Origin of the sequence: Rhodococcus sp. T9N (assembly GCF_024436645.1) — a bacterium.
In the GTDB taxonomy this organism is placed as follows: Bacteria; Actinomycetota; Actinomycetes; order Mycobacteriales; family Mycobacteriaceae; genus Rhodococcus_F; species Rhodococcus_F qingshengii.
In genome coordinates, this window is record NZ_JAMSKS010000001.1 from 392,987 (window position 1) to 408,002 (window position 15,016).

Consider the following 15,016-nt stretch of genomic DNA (forward strand, 5'->3'; position numbering starts at 1 on the left):
TTGGACACGGCATCACCTGAGGTCGGAGGATCGAGTTCACGTTGATCCACCGTCTGTCTCCCGAAAATTGTCACCCGAACGATCACAAGGTTGCACATGAATCCCCGAGCACTCACTGAACCTGCAACAGACGCGAGGCTTCTCGACGCCCTCGCAGAGATCGTCGGCCACACGCATGTCCTTACCGATCCCGAACTGATCGAGGGCTACACACGTGACTGGACGGGACGTTGGATCGGCGACGCGATCGCGGTCATCCGCCCCGGCAACACTTCCGAAGTGTCTGCGGTTCTTCGAGCATGCTTCGACGCGGGGGTTCCCGTCACACCGCAAGGCGGCAACACCGGACTGGTCGGTGGTGGAATCGCCTCGACTGGGTCCGTGGTGCTGAGTACCAGACGTCTGGAGACGATCGAAGCCGTCGACCCCATCGGTCGGACAATCGCAGCCGGCGCCGGCGTGACCGTTGCTCGCGCCGACCTGGCGGCATCGGCACACGGTCTCCGCTTCGGAATCGATTTGGCATCAAAGGAATCCGCGACACTCGGCGGCATCGTCGCAACCAACGCCGGTGGGACGCGCATGGTCCGATACGGAAATACACGCGCACAGATACTCGGTATCGAAGCCGTGCTCGCGGACGGTTCGGTACTGAGTAGATGGACTCCACTCGTCAAAGACAATGTCGGATACGACATTCCAGGACTTCTCGCCGGCAGTGAGGGAACGCTCGCAGTCATCACCAAGGTCCTGATGAAGCTGGTCACCCCGGCGACCGACACCCAGGTCGTGCTCGCGGGTGTGCGCGACGTCGATCAAGCGCTACTTTTGTGTAATCGCGTGCGTCAGAGCGGATTGACCGTCGAAGCCGCCGAGATCATGACCGACGACGGCATCTCCCTCGTCTGCGCACACACCGATGCCCGTCGCCCGTTCGGCACCCCTTCACCGATGTACACACTCATCGAGGTGTCATCACCGCGCGAAACGGAAGAGTCGCTCCTCGAAGTACTCTCCGACTCTGCCGACCTCATCGAGGACGCGACGGTCGAGCCTGGGCCCGCTCGAAAACTGTGGACTCTGCGAGAAAGCCATACCGAAAGCATCAGCGCGTCGTCGACGACGCCGGTAGTCAAGCTCGACATCTCCGTCCCCTTGTCCGTGATGGGAATGTTCATCGACAACCTCCGAGAAAGCCTGGCACAACGATTCCCCCTCGTGCGGCCAATCCTGTTCGGGCACTTCGCCGACGGAAACATTCATGTGAACCTTCTGGATGCCGAGCCGAGGGTCGCACACGAACTGACCGATACGGTGTTCCGACTCGTCGCCGCCCACCATGGAAGCATCAGCGCCGAGCACGGGATAGGCCGCGCGAAGTCGCCGTGGATATCGCTGGGGCGCACTGAAACCGACATTGCCGCAATGCAGTTGATCAAATCCTCCTGGGATCCCCGTGGAATCCTCAATCCTGGAATACTGTTGCCGGAAAAAGTCGGATAAGCAAAAGGGGTCTCGTGCAGGATCTTTACGTCGTCACTCATCCTCATGCCGAACACACAGCGCAGGACGTAGTCGGCGGTTGGCACAATTCGGTTCTCACCCCCGCTGGTCGGCGCGATGCAGGTTTGATCGCCGAAGCACTGAAACGACGACGCACAGGAACTTCGCGCCCGGTCCGCATCACCTCGTCCGACCTCAATCGTTGCACCGAGACATCCACGATCATCGCCCGGACACTCGATGCTCCGGCGACAACGGATTCACGATTGCGCGAAATCAGCTTCGGCGAAGCCGAAGGACGCCCGAACTCGTGGCTGGCCCAGCGGCAGGTCCCGGCCCCTGACAACAACCGCCTCGATCACCGTGGCCCCGTTGCCGGTGCCGAGACCCGCCGCGACATCGCATCAAGGGTTCACGAGTGCATGTGCGAACTGATGGACGATCTCGATCACGATCACATCGTCGTAACCCACGGCTTTGCACACACATTCGTCGTCTCCGCCTGGCTACAGATTCCCGTCGAAGCCGCAGGATTTGCGACCTTCGCGACCACCCCGGGTGCAATCACACATCTCCGACACGACGACTACTGGCGCAACCGAACCCTCGTGCAACTAGCTGATACGACGCACCTGGACTGTGGCACGATGGCCTGATGCGCCATGTCTCCGACGACGAACGCCGTGCTCGCATAGGAGTACGTCATGCGCTGGAGCCAATGTTTCACGTCGATTCGCCGGAAGCTGCCACGCGGGCGATGACGGTACTGCACGCCACCGAGTCAGCGACGGTCTATCTGTCTTGCTGGGCGAGGGTTCGGTCCGTGGACGCCGCCGACGTCGACCGCGCCCTGTACGACCAACGCAGTCTCGTGAAGCAATTGGCAATGCGCCGCACACTCTTCACCTTTCCCCGCGACTTGCTGCCGGCCGCGTGGTCGAGTGCGTCCGCCCGCGTCGCGAACACCGAGCGGGCACGAATGGCCAAGGATGTCGTCAAGGCCGGACTCGCCGTCGACGGCAACGACTGGCTCGATCGCGCACGGACGGAAGTGCTGAAGTTGCTCACCGATAGGCCTGAAGGGCTTTCAGCGGTAGAGATTCGTCAGGCCGTGCCGATGATAGACGTCAAGGTCGAGGGTTCGGCAGGTGAAATCTGGTCGGCACCCAGGGTTCTCACGCATCTCGGGGCGACCGCAGACATCATGCGCGGCACCAACACCGCCCGCTTCCCCGTCTCACGCCCACTGTGGACTCTCACTCGACACTGGCTCGACGACGCCCCCGTCGATCTCGAATCTGCAGACGGCTATCGAGAAATAGTCCGCCGTTGGCTCTACACCTTCGGACCGGGCACGGAAGACGACATCGTCTGGTGGCTGGGCTCGACGAAGACGGTCGTCCGGGCCGCCCTCGCCGAACTCGACGCCGTTGCAGTCTCACTCGACGGAGGCGACACCGGCTGGTTGCTACCGGATGACGTCGCCACGGTGCCTGATCCAGGTCCTTGGGTGGCACTCCTACCGGTGCTCGACCCGACGATCATGGGGTGGAAGAACCGTGACTTCTACCTCGGCCCGCACCGCAACCAACTCTTCGACACCCGCGGTAATGCCGGCACCACCGCTTGGGTCGACGGTCGCGTCGTGGGGTGCTGGATCCAAGATGAAACCGGTGTGGTGCACGTCCGATTGCTCGAGACCGTGTCAGCGTCTGCGCGACGTTCTCTCGATGCCGAGGCGGCGCGCCTCACCGAGTGGCTGGGCGGCGTCAGAATCGGCACGGGGTACGTCTCACGGGCTATGAAGCAGGCGGCTGAAATTGCTGGAGCCACGCCTTGACGATGTGACCAGAACACTGTTCTAGCTGTTCTTTCTGCTAACGCCATCCATGCGCGGCAAGGCAACCATCGACAAGTGTACGAAACGTACAGTACACTTCGAACTTCACCGATTGACCGATCTAGGAGGATCCATGGAAGGTCAAGCAGTTCGTGAATACGGTGCGTACATCGATGGAGCGTTCCGAGCCATCGGCACATCCACCTTCGAGGCGCGTGACGCCGCTTCCGGCGCTCTGCTCGCCTCACTGTCCCGATGCGGGGCAGAAGAAATCAATGATGCGGTCGAAGCCGCCGGACGGGCATTTCCGGCGTGGGCAGGCCTGACGACCGAAGAACGGTCCGCACAAATCTTGCAGTTTGCCGCACTGGTGGAGGAACGAACTGAAGAGCTTGCCCAACTCGAGTGCATGGACACCGGGCGACACATCAGGGAGATGCGAGAAGACTATCGGGCCGCAGTGTCGCACCTACGATACTTTGCGTCAGTTTCGTTGGCGCACCACGGTTTCGGCCGCGAATTGGCCTCGGGGTATCTGGTTGCGAAACGGGTACCCTTGGGCGTGTGCGGACAGATCATTCCCTGGAACGATCCCGTTGTGATGACGGCATTCAAGATTGCTCCCGCTCTCGCTGCCGGAAACACCGTCGTACTCAAACCTGATGAAAATGCCTGTGTTTCAGTCATGGAACTGGCGAGGATCGCCGCCGAAGTGTTCCCGAAAGGCGTTCTCAATGTTGTACCCGGCCTCGGCGAAGAGGCCGGCGCAGCCCTGATCGGTCATCCGAAAGTCAGCAAACTCGCTTTCACCGGGAGCACCGAAGTCGGCCGGCTGGTGGCACACGCCGCAGCATCCCGACTGATCTCGACCACTCTCGAACTCGGCGGCAAGAGTCCGAGCATCGTCTTTCCTGACATCGACGACGTCGATGCGGTAGTCGCAGACGCGACCTCCGGCGTCCTGATGTGCAACGGTCAATCCTGCTTAGCCGGAACACGTCTGTTCATCCACGAGGATATCTACGACGCCTTCGTGGAAAAACTCGTCGCCGCATTCCGATCGTTGCGAGTCGGGCCACCTCTGAGTGAAGACACCGAACTGAGTGGATTGATCCACAAGGAACATGCCAATCGTGTGATCTCGATGATCAATTCCGGAATCGAAGAAGGCGCACAGGTACTTACCGGCGGCAAACGAACGGTAGTGCCGGGATTCGAAGCCGGAAACTTCGTCGAACCGACAATTCTGGAGGTCACGAACTCGATGCGAATTGCGCAGGACGAAATCTTCGGACCTGTTTTGTGCGTCCTCAAGTGGAACAATTACGAGCAAGTGATCACAGAAGCCAACGACACTCCATACGGACTCGCTGCTGGGATCTATACCTCGAACCTGAAGAACGCCATGGAAACCGCGGACCGTCTCGATGCGGGCTGCGTCTGGATCAATCAGTACTTCAATCTGGGAGGCGGCGTCCCCTTCGGCGGATTCAAGGAAAGCGGTCTCGGGCGAGAGTTCTGCCTCGAGACGCTCAACGAATACACCCAACTCAAATCCATCACTGTCGCCACGTCGACGCCCACGACAAACCAAGGAAACACACATTGAATATCTCGGGAAATACCATCTTCATTGCCGGCGGAACCTCCGGTATCGGGCTCGCACTTGCAGTGGCATTGCAGAACGAGGGGAACAAGGTAATCATCGGTGGACGGCGATCCACTCTGCTGCAAGAGATCTCGAGCAAGCATCCGAAGATCAGTACCGTCGTCATCGACGTAGACGACCCGAAATCCATTCGAACGGCGTATGAATCCGTAACGGAGGACTTTCCCGATCTGAACGTCCTTGTGACGATGTCGGGAATCATGTACCCGGAGGACCTGAAGAACCCGGACTTCCTCGACGTCGCCGAACGAACGATCACGACGAACCTACTCGGGACTATTCGACTGGTCGGCCAGTTCATTCCGCATCTGTTGACGAAGCCGACCGCCACCATCGTCACTGTGTCATCCGCCGTCGGCTTCGTCCCACTTCCCATCACGCCCACGTACAACGCCACGAAAGCTGCCGTTCATCTCTTCACCGAGAGCATGCGCGTTCAACTCGCCGATACTTCGATCCAGTGCATCGAACTCATCCCACCGGGCGTCCGCACCACACTGATGAACCAGGAGAACTCGGAATCGGCTCTACCCCTTGATGATTACATCGAAGAAACCATTGCTCTACTGAAAGCTGACGACAACGCCACAGAGATTGTGGTCGAAGCGGCCAAGCCACTTCGTCATGCCGAGATCAACGGTGAATACCAGAACGTGCTGAAAATGCTCAGCTGACAGTGCCGAGTTGACACACATCGCGCAACGCTGGAGAGGGCAGTACCCTCTCCAGCACAAAGGATTTCAGCGAATATCCCGTTTAGACACCGTTCCGGAGTCCACGAACTGCATGATCGATGATCGAGCGCACCGTGTTGTCGTCGATACTCGCGTGCCCCACCAACATCCGGTAGATCAAGGGACCGAAGAAGAGATCGATCGCTTCCTCGATCTCGATGTCGTCGCGGAAGTATCCGGACTCAACACATCGTCGAATCAGTTCGGCGAAGCCGCGACGACGTTCGTCGAGGAAGAAGGTACGGAAGTATGCAGCCGTCGTCGGGTCGTTGGCACACGCGCCGACAAGTTCGGCAAAGATCGACCCGAGTGGACCTCGGTAGAACCTTCCGATGTCCTCGAGGTAATCGTTCAAATCGTCTTGCGCACTGTTGGTCTCCGGAAACGTCAAGTGCCGGGCCATGAGCACACCGAACGCTTCAGCGGCGATCGCCTGCCGCGACGGCCAGTGCCGATACAGCGTTACTTTGCTGACGCCCGATTGCTCGGAGATCGCATCGATGGTCGCCGCCTTCATTCCCCCGGATTTCAGAAGCGCTTCCGCTGACCGAAGGCCCTTCTCGTGGGCCGCCTCGCTACGTGCACCGCTCGGAGGAGTGAGCAGTCCAGCCTGGGCGCCGGCCGAGTCTCGAAACACGCCGTCATCGGGAGCGCGCTTACCCATGTCCACTCCTTCGTCCTTCAAGACCGTGCAGCACAGAACATTTCCCGGAATCGGACGACCCGGAACAGCCCAAGGCAGCAGCTCGTCGCGACAGCTACTAGTCGTATCGTACACATGGCATCCTGAGCAGAATTATCAAGGCCGCTTCAAAGATCTCAATCACATTGCGTTCATGCATGATTCAAACAACCAGCGCAAGCCTCTCGTTTATTACTCAAAAGTAAGATAGCGTGTGGTCGTCATCACACCAGCCCGTCAAGTACCGAGAGACATACGAAACCGAAGGGTCGATCGTGGCATCAAAGATTCTCTTTCAGGGAGCGGTGGCGCTGACAGCCATTGCACTCACAGGCATCACAGCACCTACTGTCGCCGCGCAACCGTCGGCGGATTCCTTCTATCAGTACGACGGTTCGGCACCGCTGTCGTCGTATCAGCCTGGGGCCGTGCTCAAAACGAGAACCTTGCCCTATCACGTCGTCAACATTCCTACCCCGTTGCAAGCCGTACAGGTGTTGTACCGGTCGACCGACGCTCTCGGCCGGCCGTCTGCGAATGTCACATCGATTCTTCGACCACCCAATGCCCAGCCGGACAAAGTTGTCTCGTTCCAGTCGGCCTACGATTCACTGAACCCGGAAGACGGGCCGTCACGAGCAATCGCGGGGGACACCCCGATCGGCAGCCTTACCGCCAGCGGGCGCAATGTCGCCTTCGGCGGGACTCTCGCTTCCGGCGAAGCCGTCATGTTCGGTCCTCTACTGGCGCTGGGCTACACCGTCGTCATTCCCGACACCGAGGGCCCGAACGCGGACTTCGCGGCGGGACCCGAATACGGAATGATGACTCTCGACTCCCTCCGTGCCGCTCGCAACACTCCCGAGACAGGTATTTCCGACTCAGCCGAGATCGGTCTGATGGGATACTCGGGTGGAGCAATCGCCACCAACTGGGCGTCCATCCTCGCTCCGGACTACGCCCCGGACATCAACGAGGACCTGATCGGCGCCGCCCAGGGTGGTCTGTTGGTCAACCCGGCAAACAACCTCCGGTACGCAAACGGAAGCATCGGTTGGGCAGGCGTTGTCGGGATGGCAGTCGTCGGACTTGCCCGTGCCTACGACATAGATTTCGATCCGTATCTCGGCGATCGCGGACGCGAACTCCTACCTCGGATCGAGGATGCCTCGATCGGGAACGTCATCCTGCAGTACCCGGGGGTGACCTGGCAGGACCTTGCCAAACCAGAGTATGCGAACCCCAACTCGGTGCCCGAGTACGTCGACGTCGCCAACAAGATCAACATGGGCAACGCGCCGATACCCACCATCCCGATGTTCATCGCTCAAGCCGCAAACGGAGCCCTCGAGGGCACCCAGCCAGGTGGACCGGGCGTCGGCCCTGGCGACGGAGTCATGGTTGCCGGGGACGTCCGCTCACTCGCCACTCGCTATTGCGACGCAGGTTTGTCCATCCAGTACGACCAGTACGACACCATCAGTCACGTTCCGGGTGGCGCGCTGTGGCTCCCCGGCGCCATCACCTGGCTCAACGACCGTTTCAACGGAAGTCAGTTGCCGAACAACTGCTCGAACATCGCACCGGGCAATTCCCTGGCGCCGGAAGAACACGCGGCGGGCTGACAAATCCAACAGTCGCATCAGATACCGATTGCCAGATCGTCGATGTCTGCGAGCGTGCCGCCGTTTTCGAGGATGCTCGTGTAGTTCCGAAGTCGGTTCTGATCTATCTCGGTAGTGCTGACCCCTCGCTTCCAGTACCCGAAGACAACTACATCGTCCTTCGCCAGGCCGACTGTCTTACGGAAATGCGCTCGAATGGCTCGCATCTCGTCCCGTTCCCCGGCACCCCACACCGCGTAGTCTCCTGGGTTATCGAGTTCGAGGGCGTACTCGGCGAGTCCATCTTCGACATGGTGCAGCTCGAGGCCGGGGATCACGGGCAGTTCCGCGAAAGCCTCGGCGTCACCGGTGGCGACCCAGCCGACGCCGGTCAGTCCCTCGGGCCACTGAAGCAGAATCGAATAGAGGGCAGGTATCGCGGTGTCGTCGGCGAAAAGTGCGACGCGGCGACCAGCGATCTCGGGAACGAGGAAGTGCGGGCGAGGACCGGTGAGCGAGAACGTGTCACCCACACGACGGTCGTCGGCCCAGCGCATCATAGGGCTGGTGTGACCGTGCAGCACTACGTCGAAGGTCATCGAACCGCTCGACGCATCGAAGGTGCGCACCGTGTAGACACGAGAGACGTCGTCGTAGTGCGGACCGAGCTGGATGCGAAATGCGACGTTGGGCCGCAACCAATTCGGGTCGTCCGCCGACGAAGTCAACTGGACGGCGATGCGCAAGATGCTCTCGGTCGGCCGTTCGACGCGTTCGACGACGGCAACCACGTCGTTGAGACCGCGGTCGTGGTCTTCTCCGCGTGGCGCCTTTGCCGACGCAGACGTTTCAGTTTCTTCAGGTCGAGATGCGGTAGTCATTGATATCTCCTGATCGGTGGTTCAGTTGTGGACGGGTAGCTGACTGACAGGTCTTCGATCACGCGGAACAACAAGTGGCCGTCCGGTTTCCGGGTCTTCGAGAACCAGCGCCTCGAGGTCGAAGACTTCGCGCAGTAACTCAGGGGTGAAGACGTCCGAGGCACTGCCCTGCATGACAATTTTTCCGGACCGCATGGCAACTACGTGCGTGGCATATCTGGCCGCGAGGTTCAGGTCGTGCAGGACCGCGACCAATGTTCGACCGGACTGGTGGAGTTGGAAACAGAGGTCGAGAACCTCGATCTGGTGTGCGATGTCGAGAAAGGTGGTCGGTTCGTCGAGCAACAACACCGGGGTGCGCTGCGCAAGCGTCATGGCGATCCATACCCGCTGACGTTGTCCCCCACTCAGCTCGTCCACCAATTGGTCTGCTGCATATCGCATTCCGACTTCATTCAGGGCCTCGGAGACAACATGCTCGTCTTCGGGTGACCACTGGCGCAGCATGCTCTGATACGGATATCGGCCGCGGGATACGAGGTCTGCGACACTGATCGCTCCAGGCGAGAGCGGGGACTGTGGCAACAGGGCGATTCGCCGGGCGACTTCTTTGGTTCGATAGGACCGAATATCGTTACCGTCGAGCACAACACGACCCGATCGAGGTGTGAGCATTCTGCCGAGCGCACGCAACAATGTCGACTTGCCACACCCGTTCGGTCCGACGACGACGGTGAACCCGCCATCGGGGATCTCGAGACTCAACTCGTCCACGATGGTTCGATCGGCGTACCGTAGTTTGATCTTCTCGGCGCGCAGCCGCGATGTTGGGGTGGCAGTAGTCATGAATCTCTTTCGTAGCGAGTTTTTTCAGGCCTGACGAGCGAGCAGCCAGATCAGATAGGCACCACCGAGCAGACTGGTGACGAGACCGACCGGAGTGCGGAGACCGACCTCGACCGCTTGCGCGATCAAGTCGGCGCCCGCCAGCAGAACTGCGCCGAGCAGGAAGGAAGTCGCGACAAGAACACCGCTGCGCCGTGCCAACCGTCGTGCGATCTGGGGAGCGGCGAGCGCCACAAATGCGATGGGGCCGGTGGCCGCGGTCGCCGCGCCGGTGAGCGCGACCGCAAGCAGAATGCCGGCAAATCGGTATCGCTCCGCGGAGATCCCGAGCGAGGACGCTGCGTCGTCGCCCATCTCCATCATGGTGACGCGCCGGGACACCACGACGAGAGCAGGAACGAGAACACCGACGGCGATGGCAACACTGACCGCGTGTGGCCAACCGCGCCCGGTCAGCGAGCCGGCCGTCCACTGCTGCACAACGGTGGCGTCGTCGATATCCGCACGCACCACCAGGAACGACATCACGGCGCTCAGCATCGCGCCCACGCCGATACCGACCAGGACGAGTCGAAGACCGCCGCTGACTCCGTCTTTGCGTGCCAGCGCGTACACCAGAAGCGCCGTCAGCATGCCGCCGAGAACAGCGGCGCCCGCGGTCTGCAGTACCCCGCCTCCGAAGAAGACGATCTGAACCACGGCTGCAGTCGCAGCGCCGGTGGTGAAACCGATGATGTCCGGCGAGCCGAGAACATTGCGCGAAAGCGTCTGGAAAACCGCGCCGGCCACACCGAGGCTTCCGCCCACACCGATCGCCGTGATCAGTCGAGGCAGTCGGCGATTCTGGACGGACCGAACCGCCGCTGGGGTGCCTTCGCCGTGCAGGGCACGCCACACATCCCCCAAGGACAGATCCAAGGTTCCGTACATCAGCGTGGCAAACGAGAGCGCCGCCAATGCCGCACTGATTGTCACGGCTACGAACAGCACTCGCGGAACTATCCGCCACGAGTACGGCCCGAGTCGAACCACCCAGCCGCGGAACAGCGGTGGAACCGGCTGCGCCGCAATCGCGTTCACAGCGACGCCACCCGACGCGAGCGAACGAGCGCAACAAACAAGGGTCCACCGAGCACCGCCACGGCGATCCCCGTCTGCAGATCTCCCGGCGCGGTGGCAACGCGACCGAGAACGTCGGCCAAGAGCAGAAATGCCGGGGCGACAACGAGCACGCACGGCAGAAGAAATCGCAGATCCGGCCCGACGACGCCGCGCACGATGTGCGGCGCAGCCAGGCCCACGAATCCGAGCGGTCCAGCCGCCGCAGTTGCGGCCCCTGCCAGCAGAATGACTGCGACAGCGGATCCGACCCGTGCGGGTCCGGTGCTGGCACCGAGCCCTTTGGCGACATCCTCGCCGAGCGCGATTGCGTTGAGTGGACGAATCAGCAACAACGACAACACGATACCGACGATGACGAAGGGCAGAACAGTGACGATCACGTCTCCGCCGCGGCCTTGCAACGAACCCACTGCCCAAAATCGGAACTGATTGAATGCGGCCTCGTTGCTGATGAGAACCATGCTGGTAAGAGCCGTGATCGCCGTCGCAACAGCCGCACCGGCAAGCGCCATGCGCGCTGGGGTCGCGGCGCTGCGATGCGCCGACCCCAACATGTACACACCTACCGAGGCAACGGCCGCGCCGACAAGCGCGAACCACAGATAGCCGCCGACCGAAGTCACCCCCAGATAGGCAATCGCAATCACGACTGCTGCTGATGCTCCGGCGTTCACACCGAGTAGTCCCGGATCGGCCAGAGGGTTGCGGGTGATCGACTGCATCAGCGCGCCGGCAAGACCGAGCGCGGCCCCGACCACAAGCCCGAGAATTGTTCGAGGCAAACGTGATTCGATCACAATCAGGTGCTCGTTGTTACCGGCGTCGTAGGAAAGAACTGCATCGAGGACAGTGGAGACGGGGATGTTGCGTGAGCCGATGACGAGTCCGCCGACGGATGCCAGCACGATTACAACGATGGAGACGAGGACCAACAACCCCGCACGCGCGGCCGTCCCGGACCGCAGTGGCGCTTCGGTCCGGGACTGCACAGAAACACCCACGCGGTCATCCACCGAACGTGGACACCAGCGACTCGACCGTCTGCTTTGCACTGAAGTAGTCGAGACGGAAGGCTGCCGTTCCCATCGCGTATACCCGATAACCCTTGACCGCAGGTTGATTCGCAAGGAGCGGGTCGGCCGCGAGTTGCTTCTCCACGTCCTTGGGCCCCATCGAGACGGCAAACAGCGTCTGCGCCCCGTCTAGTGCGGCAGACATGTTTTCGGAGCTGACGATCGCGACGCCGGAGGCACCCCGCTTGTCCGGAGCGACAAACTGCTCGGCGGGCTCGGCATAGGTGAAGCCGAGCGAGGCCAGCAGATTGCCCTGCGGGCTGTCCGCTCGGAACGTCCAGACACCGTCGGCACCCATGTAGACCAGTGCCGTCACCGGCTGCTCGGGAAGTTTGATCTTCGCGGCTTGGGTGGTGACCCAGCTGTCGTATTCGTCGACGGTTTTGGCGGCCTCGCTCTCGAGTCCGGTGACAGCCCCGAGCTGATCAGCGAGCTCCTCCCAGGAGCTGGCGCCGTAGTCGAGAAGAACAGTGGGTGCGATGTCGCTCAGCTGTGAGTAGGCATCGAGTGTCGAGTCGCCGCCGTTAGCGGAGCCGATGATCAGATCGGGCTCGAAGGTCTCGATCGCGTCGAGGTCCAGCTCGAGATTTCGGTAGAGCACCGCGACGCCACGATCAGCCGCCACGCCCGACCACTGGGAGAAAAACCCCTGGTCATCGGTCATTCCCGACGGCGTTGTCGCCGCACTCGCGACCACCGGCGCTCCGATCGCAAGCAGCGTGCCGGTCAACGACGGCGAGGTGGACACGATCCGAGTCGGCTTTGCAGTGATCTCGGTACTGCGGCCGCCGTGATCGACGGTGCGCGGCCAGCCCTCGGTGGCCCCGGAGGTTTCCTGGGTGCCCTCGGTTCCGGTGTCACTACCTGACGAATTCGAGCAGCCGGCAAGAGCGAGGGCGACGACCGCGGCGAGTACTGCCGCCGTCGGGCGTAGAGATCTGCGCATGAGTATGTGGCTTTCTGAAGATACGAGAGTGCGCCGCTGCGAACGCAGTCGGCAGAGGTAAAGTTAGCCATACTTAAGTCGCAAGGGTTGTCCAGGAGCGCCAACGTGTTACCACTATCGGGAAGGTCGGACGCAATCGACTTGGGGCCGATCCGCGCCTGCCGCACCGAGCCAAGCATCGGCCGCTCACCCCTGTTGTTCTGGGTTCTCGCAGGCAGTGGACGCGTCAGGACCGGATCGACCGTCTACGAGGTGCCGGCAGGCGAGTTGCTGTGGATCCCGGCGGGCGTGCGATATTCGATGGAGACGGACTCGGAATCCGTCGCGTTTCCCATCCTGCTTCCGCCCTCGAACGGCGTCAGCGCCGGGCCGGCTACCGTGACGCGTCTGCGCGTTCCGCCCGGATGGGAAGACAGACTGATCCACGAGTTCGTTCACAACCTGGGCTATCTGCGCGGCGACGCTGCACACCCGTCGTCCTTGTTCGAAATGATTACCCGGGCCGACGACGGGGCCACCTCGCTGCCGCAATTGCCGCAATCACGGGAAGCGTTCGAGATCGCGCACGCCCTGTTGCGAACACCTGGCACCGACGACACCGAGGCACAATTCGCGAAGCGTGCCGGGATCAGCATTCGAACGCTCCAGCGATACTTCGTGGAAGAAACCGGCCTCACCTTCACGCGCTGGCGGCTTCGAGCTCGGATCGCCGCGTCGTTGGAGTACCTGAAGCAGGACCGCGAGATCGGTTGGATTGCAAACGAAGTCGGCTTCGAAACGGGCAGCGGATTCACGCGTGCGTTCCGGTCCCAGATGGGAGAGAGCCCGAGCGACTATCGCCGCCGGGCCCTCTCCGGTCCAACCGATCGCAGCGTGGACACCGACAACGATCAAGCATTGGTCCGCATGCTCGCAGAGCCCAGGCAGCCCGGGGAAACAACGCCGCCGATACCGGCCAATGCGACGTGGCCGCGCGTCAACGGCGCCCACGTCGCCGTGTGGGTCTACCGAGGCCAAGCCCGGGTGGACGTCGCGGACCGCAGTTGGGAACTGCGCACCGGAAAGGCCATGATTCTTCCTGCAGGCGTCCTCAATACCGTCACGGTTCCGACTGGTTCACTGCTTCTGCCGCTCGGCTTCCGTTCCTCGAACGGGTCGACCGTATCTGCCGACGCCCTCGAGACCGTGCAGTTCTCCCCCGCTGACGAGTTGGCATTGCTGCACACTTTCGTCGCCGCATACACGCCCTTGCGCCCGCACGGCCACGACAGTTCCGCAGCATTCGACATCATCGCCACCGGCCCTCTTGCACAACCGGTTTCGAACACCTCGCCCGCCGATTCGATTGCCACACGACTGGCAGCGACGATCGCCGCCCGGCCGGCCGACCCTCGCACTCTGGGCGAGTGGGCGCAAGAGTTCGGTACTGACGCGGCCAGGCTGCGCCGGGAGTTCCGTATCGAAACCGGCACCACGTATCCGCAGTGGCGATCGCTTTCACGGATGACCCAGGCACGCACCCAACTCCAACTCGGGGTTGCACCCGGCACGGTGTCGAGGAACCTGGGTTACGCGCACCTGCCCGCATTCAGCCGAGCGTTTCGCACTGCGCACGGGATCTCACCGCAGCGCTTCCAAGCCCAGTCCGTCGAACGCGCCCTCTGGTTACGTTCTGTGCCGCGCGCCGCGGAGCCGAGCGCTCGGGTTCTTCACACCCACTGAACGAGTTGCCACACGATTCCGTTGGGGTCGACGAACTGGCAGTAACGCTCACCCCACGGTTCCGTCTCCGGTTCGGTGACGACGGAGGCACCTTCAGCAGCGATGCGGGCGAACTCGGCGTCGACATCGTCGACCACGAATGCAATGAGCAAGCCTTGACCGGCCGGACCTGCGACGAAGTCGGGCTTGAACGTCCCGAGCCCGGTGCGCAGGAAGACCACGTTGACCCCGGCATCCGGATGATTCAGGGAAACGAAGCCGTCATCGGCCATGGCCTCGGTGAAACCGAAATGGGTTTTCGCGAAGTCTGCCGATGCGTCGGTGTCGGCGACGTTCAAGGACAGAGCAGTGCTGGTGATTTTCATCGTGGGCCTCCCATGATCGATAAACCTTA

The 15,016-nt window shown here is 61.6% G+C and carries 14 protein-coding genes; 7 read left to right on the forward strand and 7 right to left on the reverse strand.

The genetic code is table 11. The features are described 5' to 3' along the window. Window positions 1-96: 96 nt before the first annotated feature. The 5 genes from M1L53_RS01870 (at window position 97) to M1L53_RS01890 (ending at window position 5,686) form a co-directional block, all read left to right on the forward strand. Window positions 97-1,503, forward strand: a complete 1,407-nt coding sequence (locus M1L53_RS01870; protein WP_054188301.1) for an FAD-binding oxidoreductase — start codon at window positions 97-99, stop codon at window positions 1,501-1,503. Window positions 1,504-1,517: 14 nt separating this feature from the next. Next, window positions 1,518-2,159 (forward strand): histidine phosphatase family protein, encoded by a 642-nt coding sequence (locus M1L53_RS01875; RefSeq protein ID WP_054188302.1) that lies wholly within the window; start codon window positions 1,518-1,520, stop codon window positions 2,157-2,159. Next, the gene (locus M1L53_RS01880; RefSeq protein ID WP_054188303.1) at window positions 2,159-3,343 is read left to right on the forward strand and encodes a winged helix DNA-binding domain-containing protein; all 1,185 of its coding nucleotides are present in this window, start codon (window positions 2,159-2,161) and stop codon (window positions 3,341-3,343) included. The genes M1L53_RS01875 and M1L53_RS01880 overlap by 1 nt, the downstream gene beginning before the upstream one ends. Window positions 3,344-3,476: 133 nt before the next feature. Then, entirely contained in the window at window positions 3,477-4,952 is a 1,476-nt protein-coding gene (locus tag M1L53_RS01885) for an aldehyde dehydrogenase (RefSeq protein ID WP_054188304.1), read from the forward strand. Then, window positions 4,949-5,686: an SDR family oxidoreductase gene (locus tag M1L53_RS01890; RefSeq protein WP_054188305.1), complete on the forward strand. Its 738-nt coding sequence runs from the start codon at window positions 4,949-4,951 to the stop codon at window positions 5,684-5,686. Before M1L53_RS01885 ends, M1L53_RS01890 begins: the two co-directional genes overlap by 4 nt. An 82-nt stretch (window positions 5,687-5,768) precedes the next feature. Here the strand turns inward: M1L53_RS01890 and M1L53_RS01895 are convergent, their stop codons facing one another. Beyond that, window positions 5,769-6,410 (reverse strand): TetR/AcrR family transcriptional regulator, encoded by a 642-nt coding sequence (locus tag M1L53_RS01895; RefSeq protein ID WP_261949198.1) that lies wholly within the window; start codon window positions 6,408-6,410, stop codon window positions 5,769-5,771. A 293-nt stretch (window positions 6,411-6,703) separates the two neighbouring features. Here M1L53_RS01895 and M1L53_RS01900 point away from each other — a divergent pair, with 293 nt between their 5' ends. Continuing rightward, on the forward strand, window positions 6,704-8,053 hold the full coding sequence (locus M1L53_RS01900) for a lipase family protein (protein WP_030537416.1): 1,350 nt from the start codon (window positions 6,704-6,706) through the stop codon (window positions 8,051-8,053). Window positions 8,054-8,070: 17 nt separating this feature from the next. Here the strand turns inward: M1L53_RS01900 and M1L53_RS01905 are convergent, their stop codons facing one another. The 5 genes from M1L53_RS01905 to fepB are packed head-to-tail and all read right to left on the reverse strand — an operon-like array spanning window position 8,071 to window position 12,900. After that, on the reverse strand, window positions 8,071-8,913 hold the full coding sequence (locus M1L53_RS01905) for a siderophore-interacting protein (RefSeq protein ID WP_054188306.1): 843 nt from the start codon (window positions 8,911-8,913) through the stop codon (window positions 8,071-8,073). A gap of 21 nt (window positions 8,914-8,934) precedes the next feature. Then, window positions 8,935-9,759, reverse strand: a complete 825-nt coding sequence (locus M1L53_RS01910) for an ABC transporter ATP-binding protein (RefSeq protein WP_054188307.1) — start codon at window positions 9,757-9,759, stop codon at window positions 8,935-8,937. 24 nt (window positions 9,760-9,783) lie between these two features. After that, window positions 9,784-10,839, reverse strand: coding sequence for an iron chelate uptake ABC transporter family permease subunit (locus tag M1L53_RS01915; RefSeq protein WP_083471228.1), 1,056 nt, complete (start codon window positions 10,837-10,839; stop codon window positions 9,784-9,786). After that, entirely contained in the window at window positions 10,836-11,882 is a 1,047-nt protein-coding gene (locus M1L53_RS01920) for an iron ABC transporter permease (RefSeq protein WP_232319081.1), read from the reverse strand. The genes M1L53_RS01915 and M1L53_RS01920 overlap by 4 nt, the downstream gene beginning before the upstream one ends. Before the next feature lie 4 nt (window positions 11,883-11,886). Beyond that, on the reverse strand, window positions 11,887-12,900 hold the full coding sequence (gene fepB / locus M1L53_RS01925; protein ID WP_054188309.1) for a Fe2+-enterobactin ABC transporter substrate-binding protein: 1,014 nt from the start codon (window positions 12,898-12,900) through the stop codon (window positions 11,887-11,889). 105 nt (window positions 12,901-13,005) lie between these two features. Between fepB and M1L53_RS01930 the strand changes: the two genes are divergently transcribed. Then, window positions 13,006-14,622: an AraC family transcriptional regulator gene (locus M1L53_RS01930; protein ID WP_054188310.1), complete on the forward strand. Its 1,617-nt coding sequence runs from the start codon at window positions 13,006-13,008 to the stop codon at window positions 14,620-14,622. Here the strand turns inward: M1L53_RS01930 and M1L53_RS01935 are convergent. Continuing rightward, the gene (locus M1L53_RS01935; protein WP_003943112.1) at window positions 14,610-14,987 is read right to left on the reverse strand and encodes a glyoxalase/bleomycin resistance/extradiol dioxygenase family protein; all 378 of its coding nucleotides are present in this window, start codon (window positions 14,985-14,987) and stop codon (window positions 14,610-14,612) included. The two genes, M1L53_RS01930 and M1L53_RS01935, sit on opposite strands and share 13 nt — an antisense overlap. Between the last annotated feature and the right edge of the window lie 29 nt (window positions 14,988-15,016).

What these genes read in the sequence shown, in the direction of transcription:
- fepB (WP_054188309.1), bottom strand. Translation starts at nt 12,900, where the DNA reads ATGCGCAGATCTCTACGCCCGACGGCGGCAGTACTCGCCGCGGTCGTC.
- M1L53_RS01905 (WP_054188306.1), bottom strand. Translation starts at nt 8,913, where the DNA reads ATGACTACCGCATCTCGACCTGAAGAAACTGAAACGTCTGCGTCGGCA.
- M1L53_RS01870 (WP_054188301.1), top strand. Translation starts at nt 97, where the DNA reads ATGAATCCCCGAGCACTCACTGAACCTGCAACAGACGCGAGGCTTCTC.
- M1L53_RS01935 (WP_003943112.1), bottom strand. Translation starts at nt 14,987, where the DNA reads ATGAAAATCACCAGCACTGCTCTGTCCTTGAACGTCGCCGACACCGAC.
- M1L53_RS01895 (WP_261949198.1), bottom strand. Translation starts at nt 6,410, where the DNA reads ATGGGTAAGCGCGCTCCCGATGACGGCGTGTTTCGAGACTCGGCCGGC.
- M1L53_RS01885 (WP_054188304.1), top strand. Translation starts at nt 3,477, where the DNA reads ATGGAAGGTCAAGCAGTTCGTGAATACGGTGCGTACATCGATGGAGCG.
- M1L53_RS01880 (WP_054188303.1), top strand. Translation starts at nt 2,159, where the DNA reads ATGCGCCATGTCTCCGACGACGAACGCCGTGCTCGCATAGGAGTACGT.
- M1L53_RS01910 (WP_054188307.1), bottom strand. Translation starts at nt 9,759, where the DNA reads ATGACTACTGCCACCCCAACATCGCGGCTGCGCGCCGAGAAGATCAAA.